The sequence below is a fragment of the Mangrovicoccus ximenensis genome, from assembly GCF_003056725.1.
Lineage (GTDB): Bacteria > Pseudomonadota > Alphaproteobacteria > Rhodobacterales > Rhodobacteraceae > Mangrovicoccus > Mangrovicoccus ximenensis.
Genome location: NZ_QBKZ01000015.1, coordinates 787,260 through 805,024 on the forward strand (window position 1 = coordinate 787,260; position 17,765 = coordinate 805,024).

The 17,765-nt window shown below is 68.0% G+C and carries 14 protein-coding genes and 2 pseudogenes; 1 reads left to right on the top strand and 15 read right to left on the bottom strand.

All coding sequences use genetic code 11. The features are described 5' to 3' along the window. Positions 1-3: 3 nt before the first annotated feature. From C7T91_RS19865 to C7T91_RS19920, 11 genes and pseudogenes are all read right to left on the bottom strand, one after another. Positions 4-2,367: a xanthine dehydrogenase family protein molybdopterin-binding subunit gene (locus C7T91_RS19865; protein WP_108260721.1), complete on the bottom strand. Its 2,364-nt coding sequence runs from the start codon at positions 2,365-2,367 to the stop codon at positions 4-6. Between the two features lie 3 nt (positions 2,368-2,370). Continuing rightward, positions 2,371-2,841 carry a (2Fe-2S)-binding protein gene (locus C7T91_RS19870; protein WP_108260722.1) on the bottom strand — a complete coding sequence of 157 codons (471 nt, stop codon included), beginning with the start codon at positions 2,839-2,841 and terminating at the stop codon, positions 2,371-2,373. A gap of 463 nt (positions 2,842-3,304) precedes the next feature. Continuing rightward, positions 3,305-3,688: a phasin family protein gene (locus C7T91_RS19875; protein ID WP_108260723.1), complete on the bottom strand. Its 384-nt coding sequence runs from the start codon at positions 3,686-3,688 to the stop codon at positions 3,305-3,307. A gap of 115 nt (positions 3,689-3,803) precedes the next feature. Continuing rightward, on the bottom strand, positions 3,804-4,967 hold the full coding sequence (locus tag C7T91_RS19880; RefSeq protein WP_108260724.1) for an acetate/propionate family kinase: 1,164 nt from the start codon (positions 4,965-4,967) through the stop codon (positions 3,804-3,806). A 13-nt stretch (positions 4,968-4,980) separates the two neighbouring features. Further along, positions 4,981-6,357 (bottom strand): bifunctional enoyl-CoA hydratase/phosphate acetyltransferase, encoded by a 1,377-nt coding sequence (locus C7T91_RS19885; protein ID WP_108260830.1) that lies wholly within the window; start codon positions 6,355-6,357, stop codon positions 4,981-4,983. A gap of 15 nt (positions 6,358-6,372) precedes the next feature. Then, a pseudogene (locus C7T91_RS19890) lies at positions 6,373-8,693 on the bottom strand (DUF3141 domain-containing protein). A gap of 30 nt (positions 8,694-8,723) precedes the next feature. After that, a complete protein-coding gene (fabI, locus tag C7T91_RS19900) occupies positions 8,724-9,488 on the bottom strand; it encodes an enoyl-ACP reductase FabI (RefSeq protein ID WP_108260727.1) in 765 nt (254 codons plus the stop codon). Positions 9,489-9,583: 95 nt separating this feature from the next. After that, the gene (locus tag C7T91_RS19905; RefSeq protein WP_108260728.1) at positions 9,584-10,489 is read right to left on the bottom strand and encodes an HD domain-containing protein; all 906 of its coding nucleotides are present in this window, start codon (positions 10,487-10,489) and stop codon (positions 9,584-9,586) included. Further along, positions 10,486-11,139, bottom strand: a complete 654-nt coding sequence (locus C7T91_RS19910; RefSeq protein ID WP_108260729.1) for a 3-oxoacid CoA-transferase subunit B — start codon at positions 11,137-11,139, stop codon at positions 10,486-10,488. The genes C7T91_RS19905 and C7T91_RS19910 overlap by 4 nt, the downstream gene beginning before the upstream one ends. Then, a complete protein-coding gene (locus tag C7T91_RS19915; protein ID WP_108260730.1) occupies positions 11,139-11,792 on the bottom strand; it encodes a 3-oxoacid CoA-transferase subunit A in 654 nt (217 codons plus the stop codon). The genes C7T91_RS19910 and C7T91_RS19915 overlap by 1 nt, the downstream gene beginning before the upstream one ends. Positions 11,793-11,853: 61 nt before the next feature. After that, positions 11,854-12,312, bottom strand: coding sequence for a universal stress protein (locus C7T91_RS19920; RefSeq protein ID WP_161556016.1), 459 nt, complete (start codon positions 12,310-12,312; stop codon positions 11,854-11,856). A gap of 100 nt (positions 12,313-12,412) precedes the next feature. Here C7T91_RS19920 and C7T91_RS19925 point away from each other — a divergent pair, with 100 nt between their 5' ends. Continuing rightward, positions 12,413-13,333 (top strand): LysR substrate-binding domain-containing protein, encoded by a 921-nt coding sequence (locus C7T91_RS19925; RefSeq protein ID WP_108260732.1) that lies wholly within the window; start codon positions 12,413-12,415, stop codon positions 13,331-13,333. A 654-nt stretch (positions 13,334-13,987) separates the two neighbouring features. On the opposite strand, the pseudogene C7T91_RS19930 reads toward C7T91_RS19925, so the two are convergent. The 4 genes and pseudogenes from C7T91_RS19930 to C7T91_RS19945 all read right to left on the bottom strand — a co-directional run. Next, positions 13,988-14,179: pseudogene (locus C7T91_RS19930) on the bottom strand (DUF1028 domain-containing protein); the annotation flags it as partial. A 14-nt stretch (positions 14,180-14,193) separates the two neighbouring features. Continuing rightward, positions 14,194-14,607 carry a RidA family protein gene (locus C7T91_RS19935; RefSeq protein ID WP_108260733.1) on the bottom strand — a complete coding sequence of 138 codons (414 nt, stop codon included), beginning with the start codon at positions 14,605-14,607 and terminating at the stop codon, positions 14,194-14,196. Positions 14,608-14,628: 21 nt separating this feature from the next. Further along, complete coding sequence (locus tag C7T91_RS19940) at positions 14,629-15,903, bottom strand: flavin-containing monooxygenase (RefSeq protein ID WP_108260734.1); 1,275 nt, start codon at positions 15,901-15,903, stop codon at positions 14,629-14,631. Positions 15,904-16,002: 99 nt separating this feature from the next. Continuing rightward, a complete protein-coding gene (locus tag C7T91_RS19945; protein WP_108260831.1) occupies positions 16,003-17,592 on the bottom strand; it encodes a GMC family oxidoreductase in 1,590 nt (529 codons plus the stop codon). Between the last annotated feature and the right edge of the window lie 173 nt (positions 17,593-17,765).

A 17,765-nucleotide genomic window follows, 5' to 3' on the forward strand; every position in this document is an offset into this window, starting at 1 on the left:
TCCTTATTCGGCCGCCATCGGCGCGCGGGTCTTCTGTATCGCCTGCCAGACCTTGAGCGGCGTGGCGGGCATCGACAGGTCGTTGGTGCCGATCGCGTCGGTGATCGCGTTGATCACCGCGGGCGGCGTGCCGATGGCCCCGGCCTCGCCGCAACCCTTCATGCCCAGCGGGTTGCCGGGACAGACGGTCTTGTTGTGCTCGATCGTGTAGAACGGCACGTCATCGGCGCGCGGCATGCAGTAGTCCATGTAGGACCCCGTGAGCAGCTGGCCGTCCTCGTCATAGACCACCTGTTCCAGCAGCGCCTGGCCGATCCCCTGCGCCACGCCGCCATGGACCTGGCCCTCGACGATCATCGGGTTGATGATCGTGCCGAAATCGTCGGCGGCAGTGAACTGGACGATCTCGGTGACGCCGGTATCCGGGTCGACCTCGACCTCGCAGATATAGGTGCCGGCCGGGAAGGTGAAGTTCGCAGGGTCGTAGAAGGCCGTCTCCTTCAGCCCCGGCTCCATCCCGTCGGGCAGGTTGTGCGCCGTGTAGGCGGCCAGACCGATCTCGTGCCAGCCAAGCGCCTTGTCGGTGCCAGCGACCTTCACCTGCCCGCCCTCGATGACGATGTCGTCCTCGGCGGCCTCGAGCTGGTGCGCGGCGATCTTCTTCACCTTGGCCTCGACCTTGTCCATCGCCTTGACGATGGCCGACATGCCGACCGCACCGGAGCGCGAGCCATAGGTGCCCATGCCGAACTGCACCTTGTCGGTGTCGCCATGGACGATCGAGATGTTCTCGATCGGCAGGTCGAACTTCTCGGCGACGATCTGGGCAAAGGTGGTCTCATGGCCCTGGCCGTGGCTGTGGGAGCCGGTCAGGATCTCGATCGTGCCGACCGGGTTCACCCGCACTTCCGCGGATTCCCAGAGGCCCACGCCCGCGCCGAGCGACCCCACCGCCTTCGAGGGCGCGATCCCGCAGGCCTCGATATAGGAAGAGTAGCCGAGGCCGCGCAGCTTGCCCCGGCTCTCGGCCGCGGCGCGGCGCTGCGGGAAGCCCGCCACATCGGCAGCCGCCATCGCCTTGTCGAGATTGCCCGCGAAATCGCCCGCGTCATAGCACATGATGACCGGCGTCTGGTGCGGGAAGGACTGGATGAAGTTCTTCCGCCTCAGCTCGGTCTCGTCGACGCCCATCTGCCGCGCGGCCGTGGTCATCATCCGCTCGACCAGATAGGTCGCCTCGGGCCGCCCGGCGCCGCGATAGGCATCGACCGGCACGGTGTTCGTGTAGGCCGCCTTCACGTTGCCGTAGATCGCCGGGATGTTGTACTGCCCCGACAGCAGCGTCGCATAGAGATAGGTGGGCGTCGCGGTGGCGAAGAGCGAGCAATAGGCGCCCAGATTGGCGACCGTGTCGACCTTGAAGCCGGTGATGTGCCCCTCCGCGTCGAAGCCCATCCGGGCATGGGTGACATGGTCGCGGCCATGCGCGTCGGTCATGAAGGCCTCGTTGCGGTCCGAGGTCCATTTCACCGAGCGGCCGGTCTTCATCGAGGCCCAGAGGCAGACGATTTCTTCCGGGTAGATGTAGATCTTCGAGCCGAAGCCGCCGCCGACATCGGGCGCGATCACCCGCAGCTTGTGCTCGGGCGCCACCTGGTAGAAGGCCGACAGGACAAGGCGGGCGACATGCGGGTTCTGCGAGGTGGTGTAGAGCGTGTAGTGCTCCTCGGCCTCGTCATAGACGGCAACCGCGGACCGCGGCTCCATCGGGTTCGGCGCAAGCCGGTTGTTGACCAGATCGAGCTCGACCACCGTCGCGGCATTGGCCAGCGCCGCATCCGTCGCCGCCTCGTCGCCGATCTCCCAGTCGAAGATCATGTTGTCGGGGGCGCAGTCATGCAGGGTCGGCGCGCCGGGCTCGAGCGCCTTGTCGCCGCGCGCCACCGCGGGCAGCTCGTCATAGGCGACATCGACCATCTCGGCGGCGTTGCGCGCGCCCTGCCGCGTCTCGGCGATGACCACCGCCACCGCGTCGCCGACATAGCGTACGGTTTCCGTCGCCAGCGCCGACCAGGCGCCGACCTTCATCGGCGTGCCGTCCTTCGAGGTGATCGCCCAGCCGGTGATGATGTTGCCGATGCCGTCGCCGACCAGCTCGGGCCCGGTCAGCACGGCGATCACGCCGTCCTGCGCCAGCGCCTCGGAGCTGTCGATGCCGGTCACCTTGGCATGGGCATGGGGCGAGCGGACGAAGGCGGCATAGGCCTGGTTCTCCATCCGCACGTCATCGGTGTACTTGCCCTTGCCGGTGATGAAGCGCTTGTCCTCGCGGCGCTTGACGGACTTCCCGATCCCGTTCTCGCTCATGGCTCACATCTCCCCGGCGGCTTGCTGGATGGATTTGACGATGTTGTGGTAGCCGGTGCAGCGGCAGATATTGCCCTCCAGCTCCTCGCGGATCGCGTGCTCGGTCAGCTCCTTGCCCGCCGCCTTGTAGCGCGCCACCATGTCGACGCCGGACATGATCATGCCGGGCGTGCAGAAGCCGCATTGCAGCCCGTGATTGTCGTTGAAGGCCTTCTGCATCGGGTGCAGCGCGCCGTTCGCCAACCCCTCGATCGTGATGACCGTGCCGCCGGAGGCCTGCGCCGCCAGCGTGGTGCAGGATTTCACCGCCTTGCCGTCGAGATGCACCACGCAGGCGCCGCACTGGCTGGTGTCGCAGCCGACATGGGTGCCTGTCAGGCGCAGCTCCTCGCGCAGGAATTCCACCAGCAGCATGGTGTCCGGCACGTCGCGCTTCACCGCCTTGCCGTTCACCGTCAAGGTCACTTCGGTCATGGGTCCTCCCTTCCGGCGGGATCCTCATCCCGCCCTTCCGTTCCCCGGCGGGCGCTGCCGCGCGGGACCTCCGCGGACACGGCGACCGGCCCGGCCCAGGCTCCACTCCTGCACCGGCTGCTTGCGCAACTGCCTGTCGGACAATGTCCTCCCGCCGGTGAGCCTACCCGGAACGGAAAACGAAACAAGGGGGATGCACTACGCCTAAAGTCGGAGGCCCCGCAAAAATGTACACCGCTGTCAATTACCCTTGCCGCGCTGCCCGGCGGCGCCTAGGCTGCGGCCCCGCGGCACCAGGGCCGCGCATGGAAGGAGCCTCCCGATGTCCGATCCCCTCATTGTCCTCGCCGGCGCCTCCGGCTGGCTCGGCCGCGCCATCGGACCGGCGCTGCTGCGCCGGACCGGTGCGCCCCGGTTGCCGGGTCGGGCCCCGGCTGCGCCTGCGTGCCGGACGCAGCCGGGATCAGACGGGAACAGCGTCCGCTTCTTCCAGAACGCCGCCGCCGCCGCGGGCTTCGCGGGCCATGGCCAGCATGCCCGACTCGGCCAGCTCGGCCAGCTGCTCGGACTCGTCGCGGCAGGATTCCAGCGCCTTTTCCGTGAAGCTCTGCTGCCGCGCGAAGAATTCGACGGGATCCTGGCTGCTCAGCAGGCTCTGCATCGCCGCAAGGTTCTGCTGGGTCCGCTCGTTCAGGAAGGCGACGTAATTGCCGTACATCGCGTTCAAGGTGTTCATCCAGATGTCCATGGCCGTCGCGGCGGTCGTCATCCCGGTCTGGTGCAATGCATTCCAGGCAGTGAGGACCGTGCAGTCGGCGGGGACACCCCTTTCGGTTGTCCAGGCCATGATGTCTCTCCCCCTATGGTCGTGAGAGGGAGTGTACACCGATCATGGAAAGATGATTTGATCCAGCGCAAGGATCACGGAAACGGGAAGCCGGTCCCGCGATCCGCGGCCGCCGTCATGCGGCCAGCGCCTTGTCCACCGCCCGCGCGATCACCAGCTCCTCGTCAGTCCGGATCACCCGCACCGTCACAGCGCCCGTGGAGATGACATCCGCACAGGCCGCATTCGCCTCCGGGTCGATCTCGATGCCGAGCCATTCCATGCCCTCGCAGACCTTGGCCCGGATCGTCGCCGAGTTCTCGCCGATGCCGCCGCAGAAGACGAGCGTTTCCAGCCCGCCGATGGCGGCGGTCAGCCCGCCCAGCTCGCGGCGGATGCGGAAGACGTAGTAATCGATCGCCTCCTTCGCCTCGCGCCGGCTCGAGGCCTCGAGCTCGCGCATGTCGTTGGAGATGCCCGACAGGCCCAAGAGCCCGCATTTGGTATAGAGCAGGTCGCGGATCTGGTTGTGGCCCATGCCCTCCTGCGCGATCATGTAGAGCAGCACGCCCGGGTCGAGCTGGCCGCAGCGCGTGCCCATCGGCAGCCCGTCGAGCGCGGTGAAGCCCATGGTCGAGGCGACGGATTTCCCACCCTTGATCGCGCACATCGAGGCGCCGTTGCCCAAGTGGGCCACCACGGTCTTGCGGTGATGGTCCTCGGGGTCGATCCTGTCGAGCTCGCCGGTGATGTAGTCGTAGCTGAGCCCGTGGAAGCCGTAGCGGCGGATGCCCTTGTCGTAGTATTCCCTGGGCAGCGCGAAGGTGTCGTCCACCCAGGGCTGCGACCGGTGGAAGGCGGTGTCGAAGCAGCCGACCTGCACCGCATCCGGAAAGGACGACATCGCCGCGCGCACCGCCGCCAGGTTGTGCGGCTGGTGCAGGGGTGCCAGCGGCACCAGCCGGTGCAACGCCGAGAGGATGTCCGAATTCAGCACCGCCGGCTTGTCGAACAGCGTGCCGCCATGGACGATCCGGTGGCCGACGCCCGCGACCGGCGCGCCCTGCATGTGCGGCGCGCAGGTCTCGAGGATCGCCTCGACCGCCCGGGCATGGTCGGCATGGCCCAGCTCGCGGGTCTCCTTCTCGCCGCCATGCTTGAGGATCAGCATCGCCTCGTCCGAGCCGATCTTGTCGACCTGTCCCACCGCGCGCAGCTCCAGAGGGCCGTCGTCGACGGTGCGGTAGACCGAGTATTTCAGCGAGGAGGAGCCCGCATTCAGCGTCAGGATGTACTTCATCGGATCGTTCCCGTCACAGCATCGCCGCCCGCGCCGCGTAGAGCGCGGCAATCGCGCAGCTCGCCAGCCGCGCCTTGTCGCCATCGGCGCGGCTCGTGAGGATCACCGGGCAGCGCGCGCCCAGCACCAGCCCGCCGGCCTCGGCATGGGCCACATAGGTCAGCTCCTTGGCCAGCATGTTGCCGGCCTCGAGGTTCGGCGCGATCAGGATGTCGGCCTTGCCCGCCACCATCGAGGTGATGCCCTTGGTGCGCGCAGCCTCGGCGTCGATGGCGTTGTCCATCGCCAGCGGCCCGTCGACGAGCCCGCCGCGGATCTGCCCGCGATCCGCCATTTTCGACAGGATGGCCGCGTCGAGCGTCGAGGGGATCTTCGGGTTGACCATCTCGACCGCCGAGAGGATGCCGACCTTCGGCACCTCGACGCCGAGGCAGCGCATCAGGTCGATGGCGTTCTGGGTGATGTCCACCTTGGTGTCGAGATCCGGCGCGATGTTGATCGCCGCGTCCGACACGGTCAGCAGGTGGTCGAGCCCCGGCACATCCATGACGAAGACATGGCTGAGCCGCCGGCCGACGCGCAGCCCGCCGTCGCGCTTGACCACCTGGCCCAGCAGGTCGTCGGTATGCAGATGGCCCTTCATCAGCGCCTTGGCGCGTCCGTCATGGATCATCGCCACGCCGAGCGCGGCCGCCGCCTTGTGGTTCGGCTCGTGTATCAGCTCGTAGCCCGACAGATCCTTGCCGAGCGCGGCGGCGGCGGCGCGGATCTTGACCTCGTCGCCGATCAGGATCGCCGTGATCAGCCCGTGCTCGGCGCCGAGAAGCGCGCCGCCCAGCGAATTGGCCTCTTCGGGGGCGACCACCGCGGTCGGGATCGGGTCGAGCCCTTCCGCCTCGAGCAGCAGCCGGTCGAAATGCCGGTGGCTCTGCACTGTCAGCCCGGGCACCAGTTCGCTGTCGATGCTGGCCTCGAAATCGGGCGCATAGACCTCGGCCTCGCCCTCGGCCAGCACAGTGCCGTCGGCCTTCTCGACGCGGGTGTCGAAAGTGACGACGCGGTCGGCGCCCTTCGAGACCAGCTTGACCCTGGCGACCAGCTCGTCCCCCGCCATGGCACGGCCGAGGAAGCGCAGGGTCTGCGACTTGTAGACCGTGCCCGGCCCGGGCAGCTTGTTGCCGAGCACGCCCGAGATCAGCGCGCCGATCCACATCGAGGGCGCGACCGCCTCGGCCTTGCCGTCGCCGTCGCCGTCCTGGTCGGGCAGGTTCAGCGGATTGAAATTGCCCGAGGCATGGGCAAAGACGAAGAGGTCGTCGGCGACGCAGAGGCGGTGCGCCTCTGCCTCCATGCCGATTTCCAGCCTGTCATACGGGGTGTTGCGCAGCATGTTCATCGTCTCTTCTCACTCTGCCGCCGCTGCCGAGGAGGACGTGCCACCATCCTCCGGCAGGCCCAGGATCTTGCGGAACCGCTCCATCATCGCGCGGGTCTCGGGGGCCATCTCGTCCTCGGAGCCGACGACATAGGACACCGCCTCCATCGCCGCCTTGCGGTCTGCGGCGGTCTTCAAGAGGTCGGGCAGCGTCTCGAGCGCGCCAACGGGGGCGAAATGCGCGATCACCGTCTGGTGGTGGATGATCTCGACCCGCTCATGGGTGCTCAGCTCGTTCAGCGGCGCGCGCTTGTGCAGGGTCTCGAGCGAGCGCGCCAGCCGGTCGGCCCGCACGTCGCCGCGCGTGCCGGCAATGATGACGAGCATCCGGATCAGGCCTTCGGAGAGCCCGCCGATGCACATCCGGTTGAGCTGGATCTGCACCTCGGGGGACTGGCCCAGCAGCGACGGATCCTTGCGCGCGCGTTCGTAGTTGCGGTGCGCGCCGTAGCGCATCGCCAGCGGGCCGAGATAGAGGCCGAGGAAGCTCATCTCCTGCTGGAACTCGCGCATGTCGCGCATCATGTTCAGCCCGGCCTCCATCATGCCGCCCCAGAGCATCTCCATCTGGCGGAACGGGTTGGCCGCGGGCGCGGGCGTCCGCTCGGCCTTCACCTTTTCGGCGGCATGTTCGAGCATCGCCATGCCGGGAACGTCGGAGGCGAACATGGTGCGCACCACGCGCAGCGGATGGGTGCGGCGGCGCAGGTCGCCGAGCTTGTCCGAGCCCATCGCCTGCACCATCGGCCGCAGCGTCGCGTCATAGGCCTCGGCCAGCGCTTCGGAGCCGCGGGCGACGGCAGCGAAGGCGACTTCCTCGGAACGGTCGCCGGTTTCCTCGATGATGTCGGCGAAGGTCCGCTTGGCGATCGACAGCTTGAAGCTCTTCTCCTGGTCCTCGCCGACCACGTCCTCGATCATGATCTCGTAGAGCCCCGGCGCCAGCGCCTCGATATTGGCCAAGGTCTCGGCCATCTGGCTGTGCTCGCGGTTGGCGATCGAGGAGGAGACGAAGATGCCGAGATGCCCGACCTGGTCATGGACCATGTAGAGGATACGCTGGCCCTGGATCTCGATCTCCAGCTCGTCGGCATAGGTGTCGATGATCCAGTTCAGCGCCTGGCCGGGCGGCGTGATGTTGTCGCCGTGGCTGGCGAAGCAGATGATCGGCGCCTGGATCTGCTTGAGGTCGATGTTCCGCCCCGGCTCCAGCTGCGCCATGTTCTTCGCGAGCTTGTTGCCGACGAACAGGTTCTCGACGATCCAGGTGATTTCCTCGGTGGTCATCAGGTAGAACCCGCCCCACCATTTCTCGAAGCCCAGATAGCGCGGCACGCCCTTGTCGACATTCTGGTAGAGGTCGAAATAGTTGCCGAAATAGTTCCGCGCCGGGTTCAGCTTCTCGAAATTGTCGACGAGGTCGGCGCCGTCGAAGATGCCGCCGCCGAGATCGCCGGAGAGCATCGCAGGCAGCACGCCGCCTGCCAGCCCGCCGGAATAGCGCATCGGGTCCTGGCCGATCTTGCCCGACCAGTAGGACATCGGCGCGCCGTTCAGCACGATCGGGCCGGTGATGTCGGGATTGGTCGCGGCGAGGATCGCGGTCGCCCAGCCGCCCTGGCAGTTGCCGACCACCACCGGCAGCGGGCTGTCGGGATGGAGCCGCTGCACCTCGCGCAGGAAGGCCGCCTCGGCCTCGGCGACGCGGGCGATGGTCTGGCCCTTCTCCGGCATCTGGCGGAAGGCGACGAAATAGACCGGGTGGCCCGCCTTGAAGGCGACGCCGACCTGGCTGTCCTGCTTGAAGCCGCCGATGCCCGCGCCGTGGCCCGCACGCGGGTCGATGATGACATAGGGGCGCTTCGCCGGATCGACGGTCACGCCCTCGGGCGGCAGGATGCGCAGGAGGAAATAGTTGCAGGGCCTGGGAGCGTCGCGCCGTCCATCACCAGCTCGCTGTCATAGACCAGCACCGGCGGCGCGCCGTTCTTGTTGTGCTCGATCACCATGTCGCTGCGCTGGCGCAGCGCGTCGAGGAACAGGATGTAGCGCTGCAGCGCGTCCTTGGCATATTCGGTCCAGGCCGCGCCCAGCCCCTTCTCCTCGCTGGCGCGGCGCGCCAGGGTCTCGGCGATCTCCGAGGCCTTCTCCGCGAAATCCTCCGCCTGGCCTTCGATGTACTTGGTGCCCCGCGAGGCATGCGCCGACGCCGCGACGCGGACCGTGTCGGCCCGTGCTTCGATCGCGTCGAAAATCTCCGTCGGGTCTTGAAGCGCGTTCAGAACGTTCATGGGTCAGCTCCCTTGCGGCGTCGGAGGCGGTCAGCCGACGATGTTGTAGCCGCCGTCGATATGGTGGGTGCCGCCGGTGACGTTCCACGCCTCCCGGCTGGCCAGGAAGGCCGCATAGGCGCCGACATCCTCGATCGTGGCGAGGGCATGGGTCGGCGCGCGGTCGGCGGCCTTGTTCAGCAATTCGTCGAAATGCGCGATGCCCGAGGCGGCGCGGGTCTTCAGCGGCCCGGGGCTGAGCGCATGGACCGAGATGCCCTTGGGGCCCAGTTCCGCCGCCATGTAGCGGGTGACGGATTCGAGGCAGGCCTTGACCGGGCCCATCACGTTGTAATGGTCCACCACCTTGCCCGACCCCATGTAGGTCACGGTCATGCAGGTGCCGCCCTTCGGCATCAGCGGCTCGGCCTTCTTGACCATGCGCAGGAAGGAATGGACCGAGATGTCGACCGCCATCCCGAAGCCCTCGCGCGAACAGTCGGTGACCCGGCCATGCAGATCCTCCTTCGGGCAGAAGGCGATCGAATGGACCAGCGTGTCGAGCTTGCCCCATTCCGCGGTGATCTTGCCGAAAAGCGCGTCGAGCTCGGCGTCGCTGGCGACATCGAGCGGCTCGATGATCGTGGCGCCCAGCTCCTCGGCAAGCGGCCGGACGTATTTCTCGGCCTTCTCGTTGAGATAGGTCACCGCCACATCCGCGCCCTGTTCCTTCAGCGCCTTGGCGATGCCCCAGGCGATCGACTGGTCATTGGCAACCCCGACCACAAGGGCCTTCTGGCCTTCCAGGGAAAACATCGGCCTCACTCCACTTCGCGTCTGTGCCGCCCCGCGGGGCGCGCGGTTCCTGGTCACGCCGCGGGCCGGGGACCTCCCCCGCCCCGCGGAGGATCCTAGCCGGTATCGTCGGCATAGACCCGGATATACCGCCCGCCGACCTCGATGCCGGCGAAGCTCTGCTGAAATTCGAGGCAGACCCGCTGGGCGAAAGAGACGATCGCCGAGGGGCTGTCGGTGCGGATATAGGCCATGAAGACCTCGCGCATGCGGTTGTCATAGACCGCATGGCCCTTCTCGATCGTGCCGGACGGGAACTGGCTGGCGATCAGCCGGCCGAGATGCTCGAGATCCCCGTCGGTCAGCTTCCGCGCGGAGGTATTGGCCATGTAGACCTTGTGCACCGGCTGGCCGATGGTGTTCTCGAGCTCGTGCACCGCCTCGGGCACGCCGTCGATCGCCATGCCGCTGCCCTTGCGGATCGCCTCTTCGGCATCGGCCGCAGTCTGCTCGAAAATCTCCTCCAGCCGCGCATTCGCCCCCTTGCCCGCCGCGATCAGGCGGCGGCAATCGGCGAGGTACTGGAGCTTGCGGTCGGCGGTCCAGCCGGCCGGCGCCGAGACCACCACCGCGCGGATGTTGGAAATCACGTCGGCCATCTTGACCATGCGCGAGTCGGCCGGCTTGCCCGGCATCGCGGCGATGCGGTTCTCGCGCCGCTGGGACTTGGGAAGGCTCATGTCGTCCGAGCAATCCCGCACGATCCGCGCCACCCGCGCGCCGAAGGCGGCGGCAAGCTCGGCGGCGGTCACGGGCGTATCTTCGAGCACGTCATGCATCAGCGCAGCGATCATCAATTCGACATCGGCTGCATCTGTCGTCCGCGCGACCAGGTCCATGACCTCGATCAAGTGGTTGACATAGGGCTCCTGCGCCGCGCCCTTGCGCCGCTGGTTGGCATGGGCGCGCGAGGCGAAGACCAGCGCCCGGCTGAGATCCAGTGTTCCGGCCGTCTGCGTCATGCCAGCGGCATCACCTTAGGCTCGCCCTCGAGGATCAGCGCCGCCGAGGTCACCGCGCGGACATCCTCGACGCTGACGCCCTCGGCCAGCTCGCGCAGCACAAGGCCCGCCTCGGTCGGCTCGATCACGCACATCTCGGTCACGATCAGGCTGACGCGGCGCATCGCGGTCAGCGGCAGCGTGCATTCCGGCACGATCTTGGGGCTGCCCTTGGCGGCATGGACCATCGCCACGACCACCTTGCGCGCGCCCTGCACCAGATCCATCGCGCCGCCCATGCCCGGCACCATCTTGCCCGGCACCATCCAGTTCGCCAGATAGCCGCGCTCGTCGACCTGCAGCCCGCCCAGCACCGTCATGTCGAGATGCCCGCCGCGGATCAGGCCGAAGCTCATCGCGCTGTCGATCGAGGCCGCGCCCGGCACCGCCGTGACGAAGCCGCCGCCCGCATCGGTCAGGTCGCGGTCCTCCATCCCCTCGGGCGGCCGCGCGCCGAGGCCGATGACCCCGTTTTCGGCCTGGAAATAGACATGCACGTCGGCGGGCAGGTAATTCGCCACCAGCGACGGCAGGCCGATGCCCAGATTGACCAGCGTGCCTTCCTCGACCTCGAGCGCCACGCGGCGCGCAATGCGTTCCTTGGCGTCCATCAGTGCTTCCTCTCGAGAATGTAGTGGACCAGCACGCCGGGCGTCTTCACCGCATCGGGCGGGATCGCCCCGATCGGCAGGATGTGGTCGGGCTCGGCGATCACCTTGCGGCCCGCCAGCGCCATCACCGGATTGAAGTTATGCGCGGTCAGCGTGTATTCGAGATTGCCCACGTAATCGCATTGCTTGGCGGCGATCAGCGCGAAATCCGCCTTGATCGGCCGTTCCAGCAGATAGGTGGTGCCGTCGATCTCGATCTTGTCCTTGCCCTCCTCGACGGGGGTTCCGACGCCGGTGGGCGTCAGTACGCCCCCGAGGCCGACGCCGCCCGCGCGGATGCGCTCGACCAGCGTGCCCTGCGGCACCAGCTCCACCGTCAGCTCGCCCGAGATCATCTTGGCCTGGGTCTCGGGGTTCAGCCCGATATGCGAAGCGACGACATGGCTGACCGCGCCCGCGCTGATCAGCTTGCCGATGCCGACCCCGGGCTTGGCGGTGTCGTTGGCGATGACCGTCAGGTCCTTGCGGCCGACCGCGACCAGCGCGTCGATCAGGCGGTTCGGCGTTCCCACGCCCATGAAGCCCCCGATCAGGAGGCTCGCGCCGTCCGGGATCATCTCCGCGGCACGGGCTGGGGTTATCGCTGTCTTCATTCCTCTCCCCCCGGACAGATTGCGTCGGTTCCGGTACCGATTTGGCTAGGGGGAGATTGCGTCAGTTTCGCGAATGTGTCCGGTGGAATTTCGCAGGTGCAGCATTTTGTTGCACTTCGCGCCGCGCCAAGCTCCCGCCGAACCGCCGGTTCGCCGAAAAACCCCGCGCTCCGGACAGGCTCAGATCAGGTGCCAAGCCCCCGAGAGGACGGCGGCGGCGGCAATCACCGCATTGGCCGCGGCATGCGACTGCACCGCGTCCGCCACCCCGCCGCGCCGCAGCGCCAGCAGGCCGAAGGCCAGCCCGGCCAGGGCAGGCTTCGGCGATCCCGTCGCCGGTCCCCTCCGCCCCGGCCAGGCGGCGCAGCAGGCCGGAGAGGTCGCCGGGGCTGCCGTCGATCACGTCGGCGAGGGTCACCCGCGCACCGTCGCGCTGCCCCAATCCGCAGACCCGGTCGAAGGCATGCTCGCAGCTGCTCTCCTCGTCGCAGATGACCAGTATGTTGCGGAACGCGCCCATGCCCATGCTCCCGTTGCTGTCGTGAAGGACGTGGGGCCCGGCTTGATTTATTCTAATCGAATTTGGTCGAAGCTTTGATAGACTTTGTCTATAAGGTGCCATGCCCACCCTGCGCCAGCTCCGGTATCTCGTCGCCATTGCCGACACCCTGCATTTCCGCCGCGCCGCCGAGCGCTGCGGCGTCACCCAGCCCACGCTCAGCGCGCAGTTGAAAGACCTCGAGCTGCGGCTCGGGACCCGGCTGCTCGACCGCAGCCGCTCGGGCGCAGCTTTGACCCCCGCGGGCAGAGAGATCGTCGAGCGCAGCCGCAAGGTATTGGGGGAAATAGAGGAAATCAGATTTGTCGCGCAAAGCGGACAGGATGTCCTGGGCTCCGCGATCCGGGTCGGGGTGGTCCAGTCGACCGGCTCCTACCTGCTGCCGCACGTGATCCCGAGCCTGCACGAAGCCTATCCCAAGCTCGGGTTCTACATCCACGAGGGCCTGCCGGATCAACTTCTGCGGGATCTCCAGGACTCGACGCTGGACCTCCTGTTCTTCCCGCTGCCGGTGCGCAGCGCCGAGTTCGAGACGCTGTCGCTCTGCCGCGAGACGATCGGGCTGGTGATGCCCTGGGACCATCCGCTGGCGGCGGAAACCGTGATCGGGCCGGGCATGCTGCGGGGCGAGACGATCCTGTCGCTGTCGGCGGCGCACCGGCTGCAGGAACTGGTCCAGGCGGTGGCCCGCGACCATGGCGCGACGCTCCTGAAGAATTACGAAGGCACCAGTCTCGACACGCTGCGCCAGATGGTGGCGATGGGCATGGGGCTGTCGCTGATGCCCGCGCTCTACATCCGCTCGGAGGTGGAGCCGCAGGACATCGTGGTCGCCCGCCGGTTCCGCAGCCCCGAACCCACTCGCACCATCGGCATGGTCTGGCGCCGCGGCACCTCCCGCCAGGACGAGTTCCTGCTGCTTTTCCGGCTGATCTGCCGGATTCTCAAGGAGCGCGTGCCGGAACTGACCGTGCTGGGCTAGGGGCGGCGATGCCGTGTACCTTTCCCGGGGGCCGCAAGGGCCGGCCCGCATTTCGGCCGCGGCAGCGCAGGCCATCCCGTCCGTCAATCCGGCTCGCCGCCGGAGCGGTGCCCGAGCTGGGGGCGGGTCCGCCGGATTCCGCGTCTGGACTGGACATGCACAGGACGCCGGGGCTGCCGTCGGGCTTCGCGGAAGGATGGCGGGCGGGTCCGGATGCCCAAGGGGACGGGGCCCCTCTACCGCGTCCGGCCGCCTTGCCGGATCTTCGCTCTTCCGGCTCCTGCCGGGATGGCCCCGTGCGTGCCCTGCCATGTGGTGCCGCCGCTCCCGTTCCGCATCTGCGCCGCCAAGCTCCGAAGCGGTGACACTGCAGGCCGCGGGGCGCGGTGCCCGGCCGAGCCGGAGCCTTTCTCCGGCTGGAAAGCCGGAAACGCGCCCGCACGCTGATCAGGCCGAAGCCGAGTGCGGGCCGGAGGCGGAATGTCTCGAGCCAGGCTGCTGCGCAATCCAGGGATCAGCCGATGTCTCTTCCGTCCGCGAGGCCGGGATTGCGGCGATCGGGCGGTGCAGGATCCTCCGCCGGCGGGGGACAGGGCGCACCGGCGGCCCCGTGCAGGATCGGCGGGCCGGATGCCGCAGCCGCGTGCCGGAGCAAGCGGTCATGCCCTCGGCCAGCCGGTCGAGGACGAAGGGGCCGAGCGCGGGGTTGGTCACGTTCTGCGAGGCGGCTGCGCCGGTGCCCGCGCGGGCGAAGGCGCAGCGCGCGCCGACGGCCGGGGAAGACGACGAGATCGCCACCCCGAACTGTCCGGTTTCGGCGCAGCGCGCCACGATGGAAAAGGTCATGCCCTGCCTTTCGTTCAGTCCGGGATCACGGCGGTGGCGTCGATTTCCACCAGCCATTCGGGACGCGCCAGCGCCACCACGACGAGGCCGGTGCAGACCGGGTGCACGCCTTTGATGTACTCGCCCATGGTGCGGTAGACCGCCTCGCGGTGGCGCACGTCGGTGAGATAGACGACCAGCTTGCAGACATGCTCCATCTGGCCGCCGGATTCCTCGACCAGCTGGCGGATGTTCTGCATCACCTTGTGGGTCTGCTCGACCGGATCGTTGCTGGCGATGTTCTCGGCGGTGTCCAGATCCTGCGGGCACTGGCCGCGCAGGAAGATCGTGGTGCCGCGCGCGACCACCGCTTGGGCAAGATCATTGTCGAGCTTCTGCTCGGGATAGGTGTCCTTGGTGTTGAACGGACGGATGCGGGTATGGGCCACTTGGGGTCTCCGGGGCGTGTGTCAGGCGGTTTCGGTTTCCGGCGCATGGGCCGGTTCATGGGCGAGATAGGCGCGCTGCATGGCAATGTGGCCGGCGATCGCCGCGGCATCGTGCCAGACGCCCCAGATGAAGGACGAGCCGCGCCGCGTCTGCCAGGGCAGGCCGAGGAAATAGATGCCGGGTTCCGACACCGAGACGCCGCGCGAATGGCGCGGGCGGCCCGCGCCGTCATGCGCGCCCTCGGGCAGCCAGCTGTAATCCTGGGTGAAGCCGGTCGCCCAGATGATCGAGCCGATGCCTTCGGCGGCCAGATCCAGCGACAGGATCGGGTCGGTGACGCAGTCCGGGTCGGGCAGGATGCGGTGCGCCTCCGGCTCCTCCGGCAGGTCGAGCCCGTTGCGGGCGACGAAGTCGTCGGCTTCCTTCAGCACCGCCAGGTAGTTGCGGTCGCCATGGGCGAGGTTCTCGGCCAGATCCGGGGTGAAGCCGAGCGTGCCGTTCTCGTAGCGGTCGGCCTTGCCCAGAAGCGTGATGCCGTCATTGGCGAGACGGCGGAAATCGACCGTCTGGCCGCCATGCACGCCCGAAACCGCGAAGGTGACATGCTCGGCGCCCGGCGTGGTCTCCATGTCCCACTTGTTCAGCACGCCCAGCCACCAGACGAAATCCCGGTCGCGGTAGCGCCGCGGCGGGCGGTCATGCGGCCCGACGGCCAGGAACACCTTGCGGCCGGCCTCCATCAGCTCCTGGGCGATCTGCGCGCCCGAGGCGCCGGCGCCGACCACCAGAACCGCGCCTTCGGGCAGCTGGCCCGGGTTGCGGTAGCCGGTGGAGTGCATCTGCACCACGCCGGCCTCTTCCGGCACGATCGCGGGGATCACCGGCTTCTGGAACGGGCCGGTGGCGGCGACGACGTTCTGCGCCTCGATCACGCCGTCGGAGGTCTCGACGCGGAAGCCCGGGCGGCCCTCCAGCCGGGTGACCTGGCCCACCTCGACGCCGCAGCGCACCGGCGCCTTCAGCATCTCGGCATAGCGGACGAAATAGTCGGCGATCGCTTCCTTGCCGACGAAGGCGTCGGGATTCTCGCCCTCGAAGTCGAGCCCCGGAAAGCGGTCATGCCAGGCCGGCCCGTTGGCCACGAGCGAATCCCAGCGCTCCGAGCGCCAGCGCTCGGCGATGCGGGCGCGCTCCAGCACCAGATGGGAGACGCCCATCCGGCCGAGATGCTCGCTCATCGCGATGCCGGCCTGTCCGGCCCCGACCACCAGCACCTCTGTCTTCTCAACGGCCATGTTCCTGTCCTTTTCCGGGGAGTTCCTGTTGTCCCCTCTGCTGCCCGAGCGGGAGCTTCGGGAAAAGCAAAAGCTCTGTCATCTTTGGTTAGTCCTGCCCTAAGCTGCAAGGATCGCGCGGGCACAGCGCTCGCCGATCATCATGCTGGGCACATTGGTATTGCCGCCGATCAGCGTCGGCATGACCGAGGCATCGGCAATGCGCAGCCCCTCGATGCCCGTGACCTTCATCTGCTGCGGGTCGATCACTGCCATCGGATCGGTGCCCATCTTGCAGGTGCCGACCGGGTGATAGACGGTCAGCGCCTCGGCGCGCAGATAGGCGAGGATCTCGTCATCGGTCTGCACGTCGGGGCCGGGCAGGATCTCGGGGCCGCGGACCGGTTCGAAGGCCGGGTCGGCGAGGATGCTGCGGGCCACCTTGATGCCCTCGACCAGCGTGGCGGCATCCTCGGGTGCGGTGAAGAAGCGGTGGTCGATCTCGGCGGCGCCGCCCGGCGCCAGACGGATCTCGCCCACGGATTTCGGCCGCAGCACGCAGGTATGGATGGCATAGCCATGGCCGTATTCGACCAGCCGCCCGCGATGGCTGCGGTAGCCGGGGACGAAGTGGAACTGGATGTCCGGTTCCTGGCCCGCATATTTCGTCCGCGCGAAGCCGCCGGCCTCGACATAGTTGGTGCTCAGCATCCCCTTGCGCGCGGCGAGCCACTGGAACGGCGCGGCGATCATCGAGGGCAGGTTGCCGACGGAAAGCCCCAGCGTGACGATCGAGTCGGAGCGGACCGTGATCATGCCGTCGACATGGTCGCGCAGGTTCTGCCCGACGCCCGGCAGGTCATGGACGACCTCGACGCCAGCGGCCTTCAGCATTTCGGCAGGCCCGATGCCGGAACGCATCATCAGCGCGGGCGAGCCGATCGCCCCGGCCGAGAGGATGACCTCTTTCCCGGCGCGGATCTCCCGCTCGCCCTCGGGGCCGGAGACGGCCACGCCGGCGACCCGCTTGCCCTCGAGGATCAGCCGCCGGGTTTCGGTGCCGGAGATGACCGTCAGGTTCGGGCGGTCCTCCACCGGCTTCAGGAAGGCGCGGTAGGAGGACCAGCGCTTGCCGTCCTTCTGGGTCACGTCATAGATGCCGAGGCCCTCCTGCGTGCCCGCGTTGAAATCGTCGTTCTCCGGGAGGCCCATGGCGCGGCCTGCCTTGACGAACATGCGCGAGACCGGGTTCGGGTCGCGGGCGCGGTTCACGCAGAGCTCGCCCTCCTGCCCGTGCCAGTCCGGCGACTGGCCGATCATGTTCCTCTCGAGCGATTTGAAGACCGGCAGCACGTCGTCCCAGGCCCAGCCGCCGCAGCCCAGTTCCGCCCATTCGTCATAGTCGGAGCAGGCGCCGCGGATGAAGACCATCGAGTTGATCGTCGAGGAGCCGCCGAGCGCCTTGCCGCGGTTCACCGGGATGCGGCGGTTGCCGAGTTCCGGCTGCGGCGTGCCGACATAGGCGTAGTCGTATTTCGGATTGCCGTAGAGCGACAGGATGCCGGCCGGGACCTGCACGTTCGGCGCGCTTTCGGCTCCGCCGCCCTCGATCACGCAGACCGTGGCCGATCCGGCCGACAGGCGGTTGGCCAGCACGCAGCCCGCCGAGCCCGCGCCGATGATGATGTAGTCATAGGTATCCGCTGCCATGTCCGCCTCCGGTTTGTTCGCGGCCAGCGAGACGCGGCGGGGCAGCGGCCGCCAGAAGGTTTTCGCTCCGCATCGGATCGGAAAAACCGAAGGCGCGGCGGGGACCCTGCATTTGCTGGCGGGACGCTGCGGCGCTCGGGCGGGGGGCGGCAGGGCGGCGGAAAATTTCGGCA